The 18,712-nt window shown below is 58.3% G+C and carries 13 protein-coding genes; 4 read left to right on the plus strand and 9 right to left on the minus strand.

Annotated features, from left to right (window positions below; translation table 11 throughout):
- Window positions 1–225: 225 nt before the first annotated feature.
- A complete protein-coding gene (locus tag H6G53_RS01725) occupies window positions 226–2,874 on the minus strand; it encodes a CHAT domain-containing protein (protein ID WP_190530725.1) in 2,649 nt (882 codons plus the stop codon).
- A 343-nt stretch (window positions 2,875–3,217) separates the two neighbouring features.
- Complete coding sequence (locus tag H6G53_RS01730) at window positions 3,218–3,499, minus strand: hypothetical protein (RefSeq protein WP_190530726.1); 282 nt, start codon at window positions 3,497–3,499, stop codon at window positions 3,218–3,220.
- A 345-nt stretch (window positions 3,500–3,844) separates the two neighbouring features.
- Here H6G53_RS01730 and H6G53_RS01735 point away from each other — a divergent pair, with 345 nt between their 5' ends.
- Entirely contained in the window at window positions 3,845–4,810 is a 966-nt protein-coding gene (locus H6G53_RS01735; RefSeq protein ID WP_190528922.1) for a LysR family transcriptional regulator, read from the plus strand.
- Between the two features lie 213 nt (window positions 4,811–5,023).
- Here the strand turns inward: H6G53_RS01735 and H6G53_RS01740 are convergent, their stop codons facing one another.
- Together H6G53_RS01740 and H6G53_RS01745 are read right to left on the minus strand one after the other, a co-directional pair.
- Window positions 5,024–5,665, minus strand: a complete 642-nt coding sequence (locus tag H6G53_RS01740) for a peroxiredoxin (RefSeq protein WP_190530727.1) — start codon at window positions 5,663–5,665, stop codon at window positions 5,024–5,026.
- A gap of 712 nt (window positions 5,666–6,377) precedes the next feature.
- Window positions 6,378–7,013 (minus strand): alpha/beta hydrolase, encoded by a 636-nt coding sequence (locus tag H6G53_RS01745; protein ID WP_234406991.1) that lies wholly within the window; start codon window positions 7,011–7,013, stop codon window positions 6,378–6,380.
- Between the two features lie 56 nt (window positions 7,014–7,069).
- On the opposite strand from H6G53_RS01745, the gene purH reads away from it, so the two are divergent.
- Window positions 7,070–8,653, plus strand: a complete 1,584-nt coding sequence (purH, locus tag H6G53_RS01750; RefSeq protein ID WP_190354782.1) for a bifunctional phosphoribosylaminoimidazolecarboxamide formyltransferase/IMP cyclohydrolase — start codon at window positions 7,070–7,072, stop codon at window positions 8,651–8,653.
- A gap of 168 nt (window positions 8,654–8,821) precedes the next feature.
- Here purH and ctpB read toward each other — a convergent pair whose 3' ends face one another.
- The gene (ctpB, locus tag H6G53_RS01755) at window positions 8,822–10,180 is read right to left on the minus strand and encodes a carboxyl-terminal processing protease CtpB (RefSeq protein WP_099534147.1); all 1,359 of its coding nucleotides are present in this window, start codon (window positions 10,178–10,180) and stop codon (window positions 8,822–8,824) included.
- A 225-nt stretch (window positions 10,181–10,405) separates the two neighbouring features.
- On the opposite strand from ctpB, the gene H6G53_RS01760 reads away from it, so the two are divergent.
- A complete protein-coding gene (locus tag H6G53_RS01760) occupies window positions 10,406–11,341 on the plus strand; it encodes a hypothetical protein (protein WP_190530728.1) in 936 nt (311 codons plus the stop codon).
- Window positions 11,342–11,404: 63 nt separating this feature from the next.
- Window positions 11,405–12,124, plus strand: coding sequence for a YdcF family protein (locus tag H6G53_RS01765; RefSeq protein ID WP_190530729.1), 720 nt, complete (start codon window positions 11,405–11,407; stop codon window positions 12,122–12,124).
- Between the two features lie 108 nt (window positions 12,125–12,232).
- Here the strand turns inward: H6G53_RS01765 and sir are convergent, their stop codons facing one another.
- From sir to murC, 4 genes are all read right to left on the minus strand, one after another.
- Entirely contained in the window at window positions 12,233–14,188 is a 1,956-nt protein-coding gene (gene sir / locus H6G53_RS01770) for a sulfite reductase, ferredoxin dependent (RefSeq protein ID WP_190530730.1), read from the minus strand.
- 152 nt (window positions 14,189–14,340) lie between these two features.
- Entirely contained in the window at window positions 14,341–15,534 is a 1,194-nt protein-coding gene (locus tag H6G53_RS01775) for a glycosyltransferase (protein ID WP_190530731.1), read from the minus strand.
- A 256-nt stretch (window positions 15,535–15,790) separates the two neighbouring features.
- Window positions 15,791–16,714: a UDP-N-acetylmuramate dehydrogenase gene (gene murB / locus H6G53_RS01780; RefSeq protein WP_099534146.1), complete on the minus strand. Its 924-nt coding sequence runs from the start codon at window positions 16,712–16,714 to the stop codon at window positions 15,791–15,793.
- Window positions 16,715–17,078: 364 nt separating this feature from the next.
- Window positions 17,079–18,620: a UDP-N-acetylmuramate--L-alanine ligase gene (gene murC / locus H6G53_RS01785; RefSeq protein ID WP_099534085.1), complete on the minus strand. Its 1,542-nt coding sequence runs from the start codon at window positions 18,618–18,620 to the stop codon at window positions 17,079–17,081.
- Window positions 18,621–18,712 lie beyond the last annotated feature (92 nt).

Here is an 18,712-nt window from a genome sequence, read left to right on the forward strand (position 1 = left end):
GTGCCTAGATCATGCCAATTCATAGTCTTAATCCTCGTTTCAGTCCTCGATCGCGACGACCCTTCAACACAACCCTTCAACACAACCCTTCAAAAACCGAACCATTCCAGAATGGCTTGCAAGTTTTTGGGGCTTTGGAAGTTTTTGGGGCCAAACCGTGGCCTGCTCCCGATCGTAGCGGCTCTTTTTGATCCCGTCCCGGAAGATCAGCTTTGACTTCAGGTTTCACAGCCAATTGCCCACCAGGATATAGGGGGCCCAAAAGAAGGGATGGCGAAAGTTGGGGTTTTTGAGCAAGGCAAGCTGGGCCTGGCGCAGGGATTCGGCTTTGGTGGCTCCGGTGCGCAGGCTTTGGTAAAAATCTCCCATCAGCAAAGCGGTGGATTCGTCGCTAACCTGCCACAGGGTTCCCAATACGCTGCGAGTGCCGGCCTGGATGGCGATGCCCGTGAGACCCAGGGTGGCGCGATCGTCCCCTCGGGCTGTTTCGCAGGCACTCAACACCAAGAGTTCGATCGGGGGGCGGCTGGCCGGTCGGCGCAACAGTTGGTCAAAATCTGCCAACTCAATGCGGCGATCCCAAGCCAACAGAAAGGTGCGATCGGCTCGGGAGCTGAACTGGGCATGGGTTGCCACATGGACGATCGGGGCGTTGTTTTGCTGCAAGGCTTGGCGCAGGGCCTGCTCCGTCAGGGCCTGATCGCGCAGGACGGCCGCCGGTAACTCCTGGGCCAAAATATCTAGCTCATCGGCCACAAAGGGCAAGGCTCCCAATTTTTCCGCCTGGAAACTGGGGGCCACTTCCGAAACACCCGCCGCCAAGACGTTGAGCGATCGCGGGTTCAGGGCTTTGGGGGCAAAAAGCTGCAAACCCAAGGCCCTGGTAGTGTTGTAGCGCTCCAAGAGATATTGCTCTCCGTCATGGAGGGCGGCGATCGGGATATTCGCCAAGGGCCCATCCAGCACAAACACCAGGGTTTTGACTCCCGATTGGGCTAATTCTGGGGCAATCGGAGCCACTAGCCAGTCATAAACCTGCTTGGACAGGCGCAAGCGCTCCCGGTTGGGAATGGTTGGGTCTTGGACGGCCTGTTGCACCCGTTGCAGGGTTTGGAGAACGGTGGCTCGGGGCACAGGAACCACGGCATAGCGCAACGGTTGGCCCGGCAATTTGGTGAGGGTGGCCACGCGATCGCTTAAAACAATGGCCTCCACGGCGGCCGTGTCCGATCGCCCGTCAATGGCCCGATCGAGCGGTTCCGGTTTGGCATCCAAACAAGCTTGGCGAAAGAAGTTTTCCAATTCCACCAACTGCAAAGCCTCGATCGCCGATCGGGCCGCTTGCAAGTCTTCCTGGCTGGGGTTGCCCCGCAACAACTGATCCACGAACTCCCGATAAACCGGCTCCACCCGATCGCGGAAGGAAAACTGCACCACGGAATCCATCCCGGCCAGGTCATTGCGCAGTTGCCCGATCGCTTGGGTGGCCAGGCGATAGGCCGCCAGGGAACCGGTGCGATCGCCCCCTTGGGCCCGCAACTGCCCGAGAGAACGGGCCGTGCGATAGGTCACCTCCGGAGCCGCTAACCCTTCCACCAGCGCCAGGGATTGCTCCAGCCAACGCGCCGCCAGGGCAGTTTCCCCCCGTTGCCGATAGGTTTCGCCCAACTGACCCCAAACCGCCGCCGTCAAACGGTGATCGCCCAGGGCTTGGGCCGCTTGGGCCGCCTGTTGCAACCCTGCCAGGGCCAAGGCCGGTTCATTCACGGTTGACCACCAGCGAGCCAGGCGCATTTGGGCCGCAATCCGATCGCGCCCGATCGGGAGCTGTGCCACCTGGGTGGCCAACGCTTGCAGTTGAGCCTTGCTGACGGTTTCTCCGGGTGAGCTGCCCGTTTCCAAACCCAGAAACACCATCTCCCAGCGCTCCAACTGACCCCACAGCCGATCGCGATCGCTCCCGGCTGCCGCTGCCGCCACCCTTGCTCGATCGAACGATGCCATGGCCTGTTGTCGAAGAGTCGTCCATTGGGGATCATTGCGATCTAACCCTTGGCGAGCCAACAGGGCCCGGGTGCGGGCCAGGGCCAGGGCGGCGGTGCTGCGATCGGCCAGGGTTCCCGACTGTTCCAACACCGTTGCCGCTTGACTCAACCAAGTTTCCGCTCGGGCCAATTGCCCCAGCGATCGCAAGGCCTCCCCAGCCGACAGCAGGCCCAACCCTTGCAAGCGTGTGGGTTCGCGGGGGGCCTCCGGGGCAGTGCCAATTTGCCCTTCAATCACTATCAGAGCACGCCCGTAGAGTCCCAGGGCTTGCAGGGCCTGGGCCCGATTCAGGCTGGCTCCCAATTGCCCATCCCGATCGCCCGCCGATCGATACAGGGATTCCGCCTGCTCCAAAAGTTGAATCGCTCGGGCCGCCTGCCCTGCGGTCAGCTCCAACCGGGCTTGCTGATTCAAGGCCGCCGCCCGCAGCCGCACGGCTCCCTCGCCGCGCAACGCCGCCAACAGGGCCAAACTCTGCTGTACTGCCTTCAAGGCCGCTGCTCGATCGCCCAATTGCCCCCAAGCCAAGCTGATGCCATGCCAGGCGGCTCCTTGGGCCGCGCGATCATCCCGTTGGGCCGCCTGTTGGGCCGCCCGCTGCCAATGGTCGATCGCCTCCGTAAACCGGCCCGCTTCGTAGGTCTGGCGTGCTTGTTCAAACTCCGGAGCGCCGGCCGGGGTGGCCAGGGGGGCTGGGGCTGGCCCTTGGGCGATCGCGGGGAACGCAGCGAAGGAAACCGTTCCCAACACCAACCCACAACCCACCCAACCCAACCATCGGAGCGATCGGCCCCATTGCCCCCACGCCCGCTCGTTACCTTGCCCCATGCCCATCAATCACGCTCGCTGTTGTGGATCAATTTCCTTTCTCCACTATCACCGACCAATCCAGAATTCCCGGTCTCTTCCCGGGTCTTTTAACGGTGCTTTGAGCGTGATTTTGATTGTTTTGGCCGGTTTTTGACTGGTCTTTAACTGGTTTGATGGCCAGTCATTAGACCTCTTGCGTCAATCAAGACCCTCACCCTAAATCCCTCTCCCAAGTCGGGAGAGGGACTTGATCACCAGCTACGAGATCGCTGTAACGCAATGGTTCTGGCCCCCCTTCGCCCCCCTTGGGAGAAGGGGTTGGGGGATGAGGGCTTCTGGTCGATTCGCGTAAGAGGTCTATTCAAAACCGATAGCGATGGCGCTCCTCTAGCCAGCTCCGGAGTTCCCGCTCAGCCGGGCTAGAGAATCGATCGCCCGTGCGTGGATCCCAACCGTAAAAAATTTCCTCACCGGTTGGCAGCGTCCGCGACCAAATTCGGATCTGATCGGGCGTGCTGAGCCGCATCACTGCTCGATGACCCCAATGGGCCAGCCGTTGCCCAAAATTGCCTAGGATGGTGTTTTCAGCACAGCAGTCCGCCAACCACCGCAGGGGCGATCGGGTTGCAGAGGTAAAGTGCATGACTCGGTTCTCCTGAAGAAACAAATCTCCTGGCCATCGTTGTGGAAGGCGGTAGCCAGGAGATTTGCTGTGCCTTCACCCTATCAAGGGTCGGCGGTTCGATCGACCGATGGCTTGCATGGGAGGTATGAATGAAATCGATGGATGTCTTGGTTGATCCTCCAAAGTGCCGGTATAGCATGGAGAGCAATTCGGCGAGCGCAATTCGGCTCCGGGTTCTGACGGCACTTTTCTCAATTTGCCGGATTTGGCCTGTCAAATTTAATCTGCTGAATTTGCTGAATTTGCCGAATAAGTTGCTGAATCTTTAGATCGCTTTCCAGTCGATTCAACATCGACTCAGCTATGGGCGAAATTGCTGCAAAACTCAAGTTGTCTCAACTACGAACCCTGGTGGCGATCGCCGATCGGGGAAATTTCAGCCAAGCCGCCCTGGATCTCGACATTTCCCAATCCGCCGTTAGCCACGCGATCGCCACCCTCGAAGACGAACTGGGGGCCATTTTGCTGAATCGCGGCCGCCACGGCGCAACCCTCACCGACACCGGGCGCGAAATTGCCGACAGTGCCCGCAAAATTTTGGAACTGCTCAACGACATTGAGCGCCAGGCCAAAAGCACCCGCGGCCTCGATTCGGGCCATGTGCGCGTGGCCTGTTTTCGCAGCGTGGCCACCCACTTGTTGCCTAAGGCGATCGAGCATTTGCGCCACCGCTACCCCGGCATCGCGATCGCCATTGATGAATACGACACCAGCCAGGACATTGAGGAAGAACTCCGCGCCGGCCGGGCAGATGTTGGTTTTGTCCTGTTGCCCGCAGGCAGTGAGTTTGAAACCTGGAACGTGATGATGGATGAATATTGGGCGATCGTCCCCAGCAGCGATCGATACGCCACGGAGGTGATTGCCTGGGAAGATTTATTTTCTCGCCCGCTGATTTTGCCGCCCCGGCGATTTTTGTGTGCGCAAATTGTGCTCGATCGCTTCGCCAAGCTGGGCCTGAACGTGGAACCCAGCTACGAAGTCCGGGAAGATTCCACCATCCTGAGCATGGTGGCCCAAGGATTGGGCGCAACGGTCATGGCCCGGCTGGCCGCCGAACCGATCCCAGCCCAGGTGCGGGCCTATCGGCTGCCCGTGCCCTTTCACCGACACATCGGTCTGGCCATCTTGGCCAATGCGCTGCATTTGCCGCCCGTGTTTGCGGTGCGTGATGCGCTGAAGGAAACGATCGCCCATTTAACGCTGCCGGGCCAACCCCGACCAGAACAGCCCTGGCCCAATCTCAAGCGATCGGGACGGCCTGCCTAATCGGTGTTCCATTAATACAGCCCGACACACCAGCCCAATACACCAGCCCAATACACCAAACCAATACACCAGACTAATAAAATAGCCCCCCGATCACACCAGGGCGATCGGGGGGCTATTTGTTGATGTTGCTAACCACCAGGTGGCCCTAACCCCAAGCTCAAGGATTCAGCTTGAAATTAAAAACCACTGGAGATTAAAAACTGATTGAAATTACTTGTTGGGCTGGGGAGTCAGGCGCAGGTAAGGCTTGATTTCCGTCACGCCCTTGGGGAATTTCTGGCGAGCTTCCTCGGTGGGGATCGAGGGAACCACCACGCAATCGCCGCCATCTGTCCAGTCAGCGGGCGTAGCCACACTGTAGTTATCGGTCAGTTGCAGCGAGTCAATCACGCGCAACAGCTCATCAAAGTTGCGGCCGGTGCTAGCGGGATAGGTGATCGTCAAACGCAGCTTTTTGTTGGGATCGATGATGAAGACCGATCGCACCGTCAGGGTGTTACCGGTGCTGGAATTGGGGTGAATCATCCCGTACAGTTCCGACACTTTCTTATCTTCGTCGGCCAGAATCGGGTAATTCAGCGTCGTGCTTTGGGTTTCTTCAATGTCGGCCGTCCAGCCATGGTGCGAATCCACGCTGTCAACGCTCAGGGCCAGCGCCTTCACATTGCGCTTGTCAAATTCACCCTTCAGTTGGGCAACGCGGCCCAGCTCGGTGGTGCACACGGGGGTATAGTCCGCCGGGTGCGAAAACAGCACCACCCAGCTATCACCAGCCCAAGTGTAGAAGTCGATCGAGCCGTGGGTGGAAGCCTGCGTGAAATTAGGGACGGTATCGCCAAGTCTGAGAGTCATGATTCTTCGTTGGTCAATGATTAATTGATTGACATCCTCCTCGCCCCAAAGGGTGAGGATTCCTCACCGCGCCTGAACCCAGCGAATCGGGCCGAGGTCGCTGAATGGGGTTGACGCTTCACAGGCCACCACTGGCGAACCAGTCTGACGCTGGCCTCCACGTCCGTTTAAAGTCTCGGACTGCCCGCCCGCGACGATGCATCAAACCAGTCAGGAGTGAATTTGCGGGCTGATGGGTCTGGGGGGCTAGAGGGGAGAGCGCCCGCAGATCATGATGCCACGAAACCCCAGTTTTCCGACCGGATTTTCGATCTTTTTCACCCAACAGGCCCGCCAGCGGAATTCCAGGCGACAAATGCGGTTGATTCGGCTTGGCAGTTCCGCTGTAGCTGGGGCTTGTACTGCTGGAAAAATTTAATGAAGCGCTTTAACGATTAGGCGTTCAGGTCATCCTAATCACGGCCCGGAGTAACGATCAGGCGTTCAGGTCATCCTAATCACGGCCCGGGATGCGAATCTTGCGATCTGGATGTTCAGAATAGCAGGACTCTGTAGCGAAATTATCAGTCTTCGTGAATCTGCAATCCTTCTGGGGACAAACCGTAAAGTTCCGCAATGATCCTGAAAGGTTCGTCATGCGGTCTTGCATCCTCAGCAATGCTGGATTGTCAGCAATGCTGGCTTGAACGATCGGCCATGCTTGCTTAAACCATCATTTCGGACAGGATGCTGAAATGCAGGCGAGGGAGAAGGTGCGCAGGGCGGAAATTTGGCTCATTTGGATTTCATGGCCCCCATCGAGTTCCAAATAGGTGACGGTGGCATCGCGGGCTTGGAGATCGTCGCGCACTTGCCAGGCGGCTTGGATTGGAACGACGAGATCTTGACGGCCGTGGGTCACCAGCACTTGGGGCCCCTGTTTGAGGGAGCTGACTTGCGGCAGGGTGTGAAAATAGCCACTGAGGGAAGCAACGCCGGCCAGGGGTAGCGCTAACCCCACGTCTAGGGCCATGGCTCCACCTTGGGAAAATCCACAAAGGATGGTTCGATCGAGCGGGATGCCCGATCGCTCCGTGGTGGCCAACAGCCAGTTTTGGAGCTGGTCTCGACTGGCCTGCAAGCCTGGATAATCGGACGATTCCAAGTCGTACCACATGCGCCCTTCATTGGAGTAGGGATAGGCCATGGGGGCTTGGGGAAATTCCATGTGCCAATCTGGCAAGTTCAGCAACGGAGCCAACGCGGCCACATCATTTGCATTTGCCCCCCAACCATGAAGCGCGACCAGCATTGCCGCTGGTGTGCGGTTCGCCTCGGGGGAAATCGCGATCGCCTCTAATAAAGCCACGCGACAACTCCTCGGTAGAATGAACCCGTTAAGCCTCAATCCTAACGGACTCTTCCATGACGCGGACAGCCCTGCTTAGTGTTTCTGACAAAACTGGTCTAATCGAACTGGCTCGCCAACTGGTGGAACGGTTCGGCTTTACCCTGGTCAGCAGCGGTGGCACGGCTAATGCCATCAAAGCCGCAGGACTCCCCGTGACCAAGGTTTCGGACTATACAGGCTTCCCGGAAATTTTGGGCGGCCGGGTCAAGACACTCCACCCGCGTGTGCATGGGGGAATTTTGGCCCGCACCGATTTGGAGGGCGATCGCGCTGATTTGGCTGCCAATGAGATCCCCGCAATCGACTTGGTGGTGGTGAATCTTTATCCCTTTGAGCAGACGATCGCCCGGGAAGGGGTGACGCTGCCGGAGGCGATCGAACAAATTGATATCGGTGGCCCCGCCATGATCCGCGCCGCTGCCAAAAACCACAGCCGCGTAACGGTGCTGTGCAACCCAGCTCAATACGATCGCTACTTACATGAGCTGAGCAGCAATGGCACACCATCCCTGGAATTCCGGTTGCAGTGCGCCCGCGAAGCCTTTTGGCACACCTCCACCTATGACAGCGCGATCGCCACTTACCTGAGCCAACAGGCCGACAATCCCGCCGATTTGGATCGACCCGCCTTGGCAACGCCAGTGGAATGGGCGATCGCGGGTAAGCGGGTGCAAAGCCTGCGCTATGGCGAAAATCCCCACCAAAGCGCCGCTTGGTATCGCAGCGGCTCCACCCCCAGCGGTTGGGCGGCTGCGGAACAACTCCAGGGCAAAGAACTGAGTTACAACAACTTGGTGGATCTGGAGTCGGCCCGGAGCCTGATTGCGGAATTTGTGGCCGCCGATGCTCCTCCGGCGGCGGCTATTCTGAAGCACAACAATCCCTGTGGTGTGGCCCTGGGATCGTCGGCTGATGCCCCCCTGCTTGAGGCCTATCGCAAGGCCCTGGAAGCGGATTCGGTGTCAGCATTTGGCGGCATCGTGGCCCTGAACCGCCCGATCGACGCAGAAACGGCCGCCGCGCTCACGGAAACCTTCCTGGAATGCATTGTGGCTCCTGGCTGTGATGAGGCAGCTCGCGCCTTGTTGCAGAAAAAACAAAACCTGCGAGTCTTGGTGCTGCCGGATCTGTTAGCGGGACCGGCGGCCACGGTGAAGACGATCGCGGGCGGCTTTTTGCTCCAGGCGGCCGACGACGAACCCAGCGACCCGAACACCTGGCGCGTGGTGACGGAAAAGCAACCAACGGCGGATCAGCTCGCGGAGTTGGCCTTTGCCTGGCGGGTGGTGAAGCATGTGAAGTCCAATGCGATCGTGGTGACCAGCAACCGATCGACCCTGGGGATCGGTGCGGGCCAAATGAATCGCGTGGGTTCCGTGGCGATCGCCCTCAACCAAGCGGGCGACCAAGCCCCGGGCGCTGTTTTGGCCAGCGATGGGTTCTTTCCCTTTGATGACTCGGTGCGGACGGCGGCGGCGGCGGGCATCGGGGCGATCGTCCAGCCCGGTGGCAGCGTGCGCGATGAAGACTCGATCAAGGCGGCCAATGAACTGGGTTTGGTGATGCTGATGACCGATCGCCGCCACTTCCTGCACTAACGGTTGTGCAGTTTGCTCTGAAGCCATCCCCACGTCCGGCCGATCGCTGACTGCACCGATCGCTGACTACATCATTGGAGGCAAGGGGCTTAAGCCCCTTGTCTAGCCATGGTTAGCGTTGATTGACGGGTTCAGGTTGGGGATATTTTGTCCCTACTAAGTTTGTCCCTACTGAGGCAGCGGGGCCACATTGTTATTAGCCGCAATCCGGTTCCGAAGCATGGTCACAGCCCGTGTGTATTGGGGATCGCTCTCGGTGGCCAACAGTCGCCCGCCATTGGAGAACAGATAATATTCCTGCTCATCCGATAGCTTGATTTCCACATCGGGGCTGATGCCGGTTTTGTTGATGTCCGTGCCAGCGGGGGTGTAGTAATGGGCGATCGTGACGGCTAAACCCGAACCATCACCCAAGCTATGCACCGATTGAACCAGGGCCTTGCCAAAGGTTTGGCTTCCCACCACGAGCGCCCGACGGTTATCCTTCAGCGCCCCGGTCAAAATTTCGCTGGCACTGGCGGAATTGCCATCCACCAACACCGCCAGCGGCAAGTTCGTGAGGGAAGTGCGGTTGGCCCGGGCGGCTTGGCTGTTTCCTGCGCGATCGGTCGTGCTGACAATGCTGCCGGCATCGAGCCACATGCGTGCAATCTCAATGCTGGCGTTCAAGAGACCGCCCGGATTGCCGCGCAGATCCAAGACAAACGCTTCGGCCTGCTTACCTTTCAAATCCTCGATCGCCCGCTCCATCTGTTCGGCCGCATGGGCGCTGAACTCATTGAGGCGGATATAGCCTACCCGAATGCCCGATTCCGTTTGCAGGCTCGATCGAACGATCGGCACTTCAATTCGGGCGCGGGTTAAGGACACCGAAAACGGCGCACCGCCCGCCCGCTGAATTTCCAGCTTCACCGCCGTGCCCGCCTGGCCCCGAATCAAGCTGGAAGCCTTGTCGGGAGACATGTCCTTGGTGGCTTGCCCATCGATCGACAGGATCAGATCTCCCGTCTTCAAACCGGCCCGAGCGGCCGGTGAGTTGGGCATTGGCTCCACCACTTGCAAGTGCTTCGTCTTGTCATCTACCCCCATCCGAATCCCAATCCCAGACAGCTCGCCGGCCGTTTGGTTGGTCAGCTCCTCAAACTGCTCAGGAGTCATGAAGCGCGTGTAGGGATCATTCAGCAGCTTAATCGCCTTGCGCAGGGCTTCGTAGGCTTCATCCCGCGACGTATATTGGCGGCTCAGGAGGTCTTGGCGGATGGCTTGCCAATCATTTTGGTTAAACTGCCCATCCACATATTCACGGTTGATGATTTGCCAAGCTTCATCCACGATTTGCTTGGGGCTGTCTTGGAATTGGCCGGGTTCCGGGGCGGGCGGCTCCCGGTCTTGGCTGAAGGCCGGCAAACTCAGGGCTGGATGAAGCAGGGCAACGCTGGCCGCCGCGATCGCCACCTTTACGCCCAGGCTCTTGGGCGATCGCCGCCAATCAAACCAATGACGCGAAACCGACGAGACAGCGGGCATAGATTTGGGATCAACCTGGGGCATACGGCCAACGTTTTTGAATGAAATCAAGGGAATGCAAAACTAGCACCCAACCAGCACCCAGCAATTTTGGGAGTTATGGCAGGATGGCTGATAGATGATTGCTATTCATCATAGAGCGCCGATCGGGAACCGTGGGTGACTCCAGACACCGATCGAATCGCCACATTCAATCCCGCATGGATCTCTAACGGGCAGTTGACCATGATTTGGAAACGTACTCAGCCCCCCGAATCGCCATCCCCCCAGGTTGCTCGATCGACCCCACCCCCTTCATCGTCCCTATCCAGTTCGCCCGGATCAACCACAACATCAACAACATCAACCGAAACATCAACCGCAGCCCTGAGCCGATCGCTCCGGCGGCTGCAATGGTTAGGCCACTTCACCAATGGGGCGATCGCCCTGATCGTGATCGGGGGAATCGTCCTTCTGCAACAAGCCACCATCAAACGCGCTCCCCAGGGATTGGAAGATCCCGTTTTGGCTCAGGATCGCACCCGCACACAATTGCAATTGGCGGCCCGAATGCCCAGCCTTGGGTTTGATAATTTGCTGGCCAATTGGGCGTTTTTAAGCTATTTGCAATATTTCGGAGACACGGAAGTTCGCCAGGCCACGGGCTACACGGCCAATGAAGATTACTTTGAGCTGATGACCCTGCGGGATCCCCGATTCACCACGCTGGCTCCTTTCATTTCGGCGGGTGTGGCGTACTATGCGGGCAAGCCGGAAAAATCCGTGGCCCTCATGACCCGCATGACCGATGTGCTGGATCCCAAGCACCAACCCGATGCCTTTTGGGTTTGGCGCTTCAAGGCGTTTGATCAATACCTGTTGCTGAATGACATTCCGGCCACCGTGGCTTCCCTGGAAATGGCGGGTCGCTGGGCAGCCATGACTTCAAAATATCGGCGGGTGGCTCCGTTTTTCCAAGAAACAGCGGACTTTTTGCGCCGAGATCCCAACACGTTGGCGGTGCGGTTTTACTCCTGGAATGAGGTGTATCAAGCGGCAGTCGATCGCCTAGTGATTCAGCGGGCTGAACAGGAATTGTTAGCCATGGGAGCCAAGCGGGGCCCACGGCTGCCCAATGGTCGATCGCAGTTTTTGCCGCCGCCCGGTGTCGCTGCGCGTTGAATCGAGTGTTAATCAGTTCATCGTTTCAGTCGCCTCAGTCATTAGATTCCCCTCAATCGCCCTATGCAGCCATTTCATCGAAAAATTGGGCTGATGACCGCTGGTCTGCTGGCCTTGGGGGGCCTGTGGTGGGGCGGACGGTTGATGGTGGCGGCTTCGGGCCCGCCGGAAGTGCTGTGGGTCTTGGGGGGCAGCATTCGGCGCGAAATGGCGGCGGTTCAGTGGGCGGCGGCCCATCCCCAACAGCGGGTGTTGATTTCCGGGGGTTCCAAGCCTCCCTGTGTCAAGGCGTTGTTCGATCGCGCTGGTGTGAAGGGCGATCGCGTTTGGCTGGAGCAATGCGCCCAGTCCACGTTTGGGAACTGCTATTGGAGTCTGCCGATCTTGCAGCGTTGGGGTGCAAAACGGGTGATTTTGATGACTTCCGGTTCCCACCAATGGCGAGCCGGGGCCATGGCTCGGCTCATTCTGGGCAGTCACGGTATTTGGGTCGATGTGGTGACCGTGCCGGAAACGGGTGTGCCTGCTAATCAAGAAAACCCGCTGAAAACCGTTTTGGATGTGGGACGTGCGGGCGCTTGGGCGATCGGCAGCCAGTGGAATAGTCCCCAATGCCAACAGGTGGGGCGTTTAGAGCAGGTGAATATGGCCGCTTGGTGTCAGCGAGCGTTTCGCTGTGAATATCAAGCGGGGCTATCTAAAATTTGTGCGCGATCGAGCCAGGGATTGCCCCAGCCCGATCGCGCACCTTCAGCGATTCCTCAATCACCATCAACCCGCTAGGGATCCGCACGGCTCAACAACCGATCGATTGAGGCTTGTTGAGGCTTGCTGAATCCAGCCGATCCCGATCCGAGATCGATCGGCTGGAGATTGACTTGAAATCGGCAGCTAGTTGGACTGCTGATTCAGGTAAGCGGCGATCGCCTCATTGATCAGCGCGGTGGCCGACTGTCCCCGATCGGCAGCCAGGGCCTGCACCGACTTGTACAGCTCATCGCGAATGCCAATGCGATGGCGGGGAGCGGCGCTGCCGTTGCTGGCTCGCTGGCTGTCCTTCTCCGCCTTGGCATCGATCGGGCGATAGGCCTGCATAAAGTGCCGCAGCGTATCAAACCCGACCCGATGGCAGAAATCGCCAAAGCTTTCGCCCGGTTCGCGCGATCGCTTGAAGTAAACCAAAATCGGTTCCAGGAACGATTCCAGATCCGTATCCTTCATCCGTTCCGTAAACGTTTGGGCCAAGCGGGTTTGGCTAGGAGAACCCCCGAGCCAGACTTGGTAGGCATTGGGCGCGCTGCCCACAAAACCCAACTCAGCCATGTAGGGCCGAGCACAACCGTTGGGGCAACCGGTCATCCGAATCACGAAGGATTCATCACCCAAGCCCAAGCGCTCCATCAGTGATCGAATGCGCTCCACAAAGCCCGGCAGGGCCCGCTCCGATTCGGTGATCGCCAAGCCGCAAGTGGGCATGGCCGGGCAAGCCATCGCCAGCCGCTCTAGGGGATCAATTTGCTCGATCGCCCAAACCCCGCAGTCGGTCAGGATTTTTTCAATGGCGGCTCGATCGCCCGGCTTAATGTCATAGAACAGCACATTTTGATGGGGAGTCAGCAGCATCGGCAACTGGAACCGTTCCACAATTTGCCGCAGAGCTGATCGCAGCTTGAAATCACCCTGGTCACGCACCCGCCCATTTTGGATCGACAGGCCCAAGAACAAATGGCCATCGCCCTGTTCGTGCCAGCCCAAGAAGTCCTCATAGCGCCAGGCGGGCAGGGGGCGCGCCGGTTCCAGCTTTTTGCCCAAGTAATCTTCCACATGGTCGCGGAACTTGGCCACCCCCCAATCATGCAGCAGGTACTTCATCCGGGAGTGACGACGATCGAAGCGATCGCCATAGTCCCGTTGCACCGCCACGATCGCCTTCACCAGGCCATAGACATCTGCCGCCGCCACAAAGCCAATTTCGTCGGCAATGCGGGCGAAGGTTTCTTCCTTGTTGTGGGTACGGCCCAAACCGCCACCGGCATAGACATTGAACCCTTCCAACTCCCCTTGCTCATTGGTGATCACCACCAAGCTCAAGTCCTGGGAAAACAGATCCACGGAGTTGTCTCCCGGAACCGTCACCGCGCATTTGAACTTGCGGGGCATGTAGGTTGCGCCATAGACCGGCTCTTCCGTGTCCAGGCGCATGGGCGTGGAGCCGTTGCTTTGGCGGGCCGCCTTCACGGCCGGGTCTTCTTCGGCGGAAATGGCCTTTTCCCCATCCAGCCAAATTTCGTAGTAGGCCCCCGTTTGCGGCGTGAGCAAGTCCGCAATGTTGTTGGCATAGGCCAGCGCCAGTTGATACTCGGGGCGGTTTTTGTAGGGCGCTGGTGGGGCCATCACGTTGCGGTTCAGGTCACCGCAAGCGCCGAGGGTTGACCCCATGCTGTTGACGATCGCGGCGATCGTGGCTTTCAGGTTCTTTTTCAGAATCCCGTGCAACTGAAAGCCCTGACGGGTTGTGGCGCGCAGGGTTTCGTTGCCATATTCACTGGCCAGGCGATCGAGCGTCAGGTATAGTTGCGGCGGGATGAACCCTCCCGGACTGCGGGTGCGCAACATCATCTGATAGGGCTTTTCCTGGCCCGGCTTTTGCAGGTCTCGATCGACCTGTTGATAGGAGCCGTGGAATTTCAGGATTTGAATCGCATCATTGGAAAAATAATTGGTGTCCAGCAACAGTTCCGACGCAACGGGTTCCCGGAGAAAGTTGCTTCGTTCTTTGAGTCCTTCAACTTTCGAGAGACGAGTTTCGGTGGGTGCAGCAACCGGCGAGCTAGCAGATTTGGCCATGAGTCCAGCAGTGGCAAATAAGGGGGGATTGAATGCCCCGTAAGTCGATCGAGATATCGGAGAATTGATACTCCATCCTACCATTGGCTCGGTAGGATCCACGATCCATCACTATTCACTGTAGGGCTTAGGCGGGTTGAGTTGCGCGGATGTTAACGGAAAAACTCAGTTGGGGTCTGTCGATCGCGCTGAAACTCCTGCCAACACCAGTTCACAAACCCAAAGTAACGATCGCGAAACACATCGGGACTGAAGGACTGGGCATGGCGGTGAATCGCCTCAGCACTCAGGCGCGATCGATAGTCTTCAAAGGCCGTCACCGCCGCCGCGATCGCCTCGCTGGTTTGTTGCTCAAACAGCAACCCCGTGCCCGTTTTGGGATCCTGGCGACAGTCACGCACCGTTTCGCCGGTTCCCCCCTGGGCAAAGGCAATTACGGGCGTGCCGCAGGCCTGGGCTTCCACGGGCGCAATCCCAAAATCCTCAAACGCCGCATAGACAAAGGCCCGGGCCTGGGCCATGGCTTGGGCCACCACTGCGTCCGGCTGCTCGCCCAACAGTTGCACGTTGGACTGAGCCTGTTCGCGCAAGGATTCCAGCATCGGCCCGCCCCCAATCACCATCAGGGGCAATCCCAGTTGATTGAACGCCTCCACAATCAAGTCCACCCGCTTGTAGGGCACTAGCCTGGTAACGCAGAGGTAATAGTCATCCTTGGTGGTTTGCAGGGGGAATCGATCAACCTGTACCGGCGGGTAAATCACCTCCGCCCGCCGTCGATAGCAGCGCCAAATTCGATTGGCCGTGGTGCGGGAGTTGGCCGCAAAAAAATCAACCCGATTCGCCGCCAGCACATCCCACAACCGCAACCGATGCAGCAAATAGCGGGTGAGCCAGCCGATTGGGCCACGACCCGATCGACTGCCCGCCAAATAATCATGGGTCAAGTCCCAGGCATAGCGCATGGGCGCATGGCAATAGCAAACATGCAACTGATGGGCCGCCACCAGCGCCCCCTTCGCCACCGCATGGGAAGAGGACAGAATGATGTCATAGGCTCGCAGGTCTAATTGCTCGATCGCCAAGGGCCAAAGGGGCAAATAGCGCTGCACTCCACGAATGGCTCCCGGAAAGCGCTGCAAAAAGGTATGGCCGATCGCTCGGCCATACAAGTAACTTTCAGAATTGCTAGACTCGAAATCGATCAGCGCGTGCAAAGCCACCGGTTCCGGCAACCAGCGATCGAGCTGGGTCACCATTTCCCGCACCACCAACTCAGACCCCCCCGTGGCCAGCGGAGTTAACCATTCATGCACCAGGGCATAGCGGCGATCGCATGGAATCATGGGGTGATGCATCCTGACAGGGGCTGAGTTGATGGGTTGACGGGGCGGGAATCATGCCCGTTGCTGCCTAGGGGCGCTGGCTTTGGTTGAATGGATCACACCGATCGAACGCCGCTCAAGAGCCGATCAAATGCCGATACACTGATCGATCGAGCCTTGGCCCCGTGACGCGAAGCCCCGCAACAGGCGATCGCGTCAACGCCCACTCAAGGGCGCTGGGGCGGTGCTGGCCAGTGAAAAGCAGTACCAGACAGCGTTAAACGGCGCAAAATGGCCCCAACATCCGCACCTCCGGCTCCAGAAGCACATCCCAACGGCTGTACACCTCATTTCGGACACAATCAATCAGATTAAAAATGTCCGCAGCTGTGGCGTTATCGCGGTTCAAGATGAAGTTCGCGTGCATTTGGGCCACTTCCGCGCCCCCAATGCGATGCCCCTTCAAGCCCGACTGCTCAATCAGCCAGCCGGCCTTGCGGGGTTCCGGATTGCGGAACACGCTGCCGCAACTGGGCAGATGGTAGGGCTGGGTAGCGTGGCGGCGCTCCAGGTGCTCGCGAGTTTGGGCTTGCAGGGCTAGGGAGTCGTGGCCGGGCTGGAGTTGGAAGGTGGCTTCCGTGACCAGTTGGCTGTCTCCTTGCAGGCTGGAAGTGCGATAGCTGTAGCCCAAATCCGCTGCCGATCGGTGTTGGATTTGACCCGTTTGGGGAGCCAAAACGGTGGCTTGCAACAACACGTCACGAATTTCGCTGCCATGGGCCCCAGCGTTCATGACAATGCTGCCGCCGATGCTACCAGGAATGCCCACCGACCATTCCAGACCGCCCCAGCCCAGATAGGCCGCTTTCCAGGCCAAGGCGGCCATGGATACGCCAGCGCCGGCTGTGATCCTGGCGTTTTCTCGATCGATCTGGATCCGCCGTAGATAGCGTGTGCCAATGGTTAAACCCGAAATGCCCCGATCGCTGATCAAAAGGTTGGATCCCGCCCCCAAAAGGGTCACGGGAACACTATTGCGATCGGCCCACTCAAAGCACTCGTATAAATCATCAAGGGTTTTGGGAGCGGCATACCATTCGGCTGGCCCCCCAACCCGAAAAGAGGTAAACCGCGCTAGGGAGACATTGGACTGAATCAGGCTACCCGTCTTTGTGGCGGGTGAGTGCAGTTGAGTCACCATAGGTTCAAAATTGCAACAAACAGATTGCGACAAGGGATTGCAACAAACGAATTGCGAATTGCGATTAGAAACTGCAACTAGGGAGGATGCAGTGAACTGGTGCAAGGAAGCCGAGAGGCGGAACCGAACCAGAGCACTAGGAGCTGCAACCAAGACCCGCAACCCAGATCCAAAATCGAAATCCAGAATCAAGATCCAAAATCAAGCTCCAGAATCGAAATTCAAAATCAAGCTCCAGAGCCTAGATGAGCCTAGATATAGAGAACTGGAATGCGATGGAGCGCATCCAAACTCTAAAGGTCGATTCAAAACGGTTCAGTCAGCGAAGTAGCAACAGCACCCGATCGGGCAATGCACCCGCAGATTAGAGAGCGCTACTGGTTTTGCAATCATCTGTGGCCCGATCGGCCCGAGCTGCCAAATCCTTCAGCACCGAAGGCACGATTTGATTGAGATTCCCCGCACCCAAAAAGAGGGCCAGGTCACCCGGTTGGAGAGCCGCAGACAGAAATTGGTGTGTGTTGTCGAGCGAGCCGCAATAGGACACTTCGGGATGGTAGGCCGCCACCCGATCGGCCAAGGTTTGGCCGCTGAGTCCTGGAACCTGTTTCTCACCAGCGGCATAAATATCCGCAATGGCCACTAAATCTGCATCCTGAAATGATTGGGCAAACTCCTCAAGAAAGGTTTGGGTGCGACTGTAGCGGTGGGGCTGAAAAATTGCCACTACTCGCGATTGCCCTGCTTGGGCGCTCAACCGTTGGCGAGCCGCGGCCAAGGTGGCGCGAATTTCGCTCGGATGGTGTGCGTAGTCGTCATACAGGGCGATTCCCCCCTCGGTGCCCCGATGCTCGAAGCGACGCTGGGCCCCCTGAAAGCCCGCCAATCCTTCGGCAATTTGGGCAAAGTCCAACCCCAAGTCCCGACCCACGGCCACGGCAGCCAGGGCATTGCTGAGATTGTGCTGGCCCATCAGTTGCAGTTGGATTTCCCCGAGCACCTCCCCACGTTCTAGCACTGTGGCTGTCACACCCTGGGCCGTATATTGGGGGTTCAGCACGGTGTAATCGGCCACGCGATCGGGATCAAGGCTGTAGGAAATATCGGGTTTGAGGCGATCGCGCAGCGTGGGACAGTCCAAACACCCCACCCAGCGTTGGCAATTGTGGGTAAACTGCTCAAAGATTTCGACCACCCCATCAAGCGACTGGTAATGATCGGGGTGGTCGAGTTCAATGTTGGTGATAACGCCGAGTTCCGCAGAAAGCTTAATCAGTGAGCCATCGGACTCATCCGCCTCCGCCACCAGGTAAGGGCCCTGGCCTAAGCGCGCATTGCCCTCCCAAGCGCCCACCTCGCCGCCCACAATGATGGTGGGATCAATGCCTGCCTGGAGCAGCATGTAACCAATCAGGCTGCTGGTGGTGGTTTTGCCGTGGGTTCCGGCAACGGCGATCCCCCGCGATCGGCTGATCAACGCCGCCAGCAGGTCTGAACGATGCAAAATTGGACAACCCAGCTCCACAGCCGCTTGATATTCCGGGTTTTCTGCCTGAATCGCCGTTGAACAGACAACCTGCGGCAGGGCTTGCGGTGCGGTGGAGTGCGCTTCGGTCTCGGGAACCGTGGCTAGGGCCGTTGCCGCCAGGGGAACATCCGAGGCCAGCGCGGGAGGAGTTGCAAAAGGCACACCAGAACGAAAGGCATCGAAGTTCGTTGCGGATTGTTGCCAAAAAATCTGAGCACCTAGTTGTTCCAGGCGTTGGGTAATATGGCTCGATCGCGCGTCCGATCCAGAAACGGGGATCTTCTGCTTGACCAGAATATACGCGAGAGCCGACATGCCGATGCCACCGATGCCAATAAAGTGGAAAGGCCTTCCGCTAAAATCCACAAGATTCGGCATTGCCGCTCCTCAAAACACCACACCAACAATCACGCCATATCATATCAGCAACGGTCAAATTGCCGCAGAGAAGCGTTGATCCTCCTGAAACC

Origin of the sequence: Limnothrix sp. FACHB-406 (assembly GCF_014698235.1) — a bacterium.
Classification (GTDB): Bacteria; Cyanobacteriota; Cyanobacteriia; order CACIAM-69d; family CACIAM-69d; genus CACIAM-69d.

What these genes read in the sequence shown, in the direction of transcription:
- H6G53_RS01740 (WP_190530727.1), bottom strand. Translation starts at nt 5,665, where the DNA reads ATGACTCTCAGACTTGGCGATACCGTCCCTAATTTCACGCAGGCTTCC.
- murB (WP_099534146.1), bottom strand. Translation starts at nt 16,714, where the DNA reads ATGGTGACTCAACTGCACTCACCCGCCACAAAGACGGGTAGCCTGATT.
- H6G53_RS01730 (WP_190530726.1), bottom strand. Translation starts at nt 3,499, where the DNA reads ATGCACTTTACCTCTGCAACCCGATCGCCCCTGCGGTGGTTGGCGGAC.
- H6G53_RS01725 (WP_190530725.1), bottom strand. Translation starts at nt 2,874, where the DNA reads ATGGGGCAAGGTAACGAGCGGGCGTGGGGGCAATGGGGCCGATCGCTC.
- murC (WP_099534085.1), bottom strand. Translation starts at nt 18,620, where the DNA reads ATGCCGAATCTTGTGGATTTTAGCGGAAGGCCTTTCCACTTTATTGGC.
- H6G53_RS01735 (WP_190528922.1), top strand. Translation starts at nt 3,845, where the DNA reads ATGGGCGAAATTGCTGCAAAACTCAAGTTGTCTCAACTACGAACCCTG.
- H6G53_RS01765 (WP_190530729.1), top strand. Translation starts at nt 11,405, where the DNA reads ATGCAGCCATTTCATCGAAAAATTGGGCTGATGACCGCTGGTCTGCTG.
- purH (WP_190354782.1), top strand. Translation starts at nt 7,070, where the DNA reads ATGACGCGGACAGCCCTGCTTAGTGTTTCTGACAAAACTGGTCTAATC.
- ctpB (WP_099534147.1), bottom strand. Translation starts at nt 10,180, where the DNA reads ATGCCCGCTGTCTCGTCGGTTTCGCGTCATTGGTTTGATTGGCGGCGA.
- sir (WP_190530730.1), bottom strand. Translation starts at nt 14,188, where the DNA reads ATGGCCAAATCTGCTAGCTCGCCGGTTGCTGCACCCACCGAAACTCGT.
- H6G53_RS01760 (WP_190530728.1), top strand. Translation starts at nt 10,406, where the DNA reads ATGATTTGGAAACGTACTCAGCCCCCCGAATCGCCATCCCCCCAGGTT.
- H6G53_RS01775 (WP_190530731.1), bottom strand. Translation starts at nt 15,534, where the DNA reads ATGATTCCATGCGATCGCCGCTATGCCCTGGTGCATGAATGGTTAACT.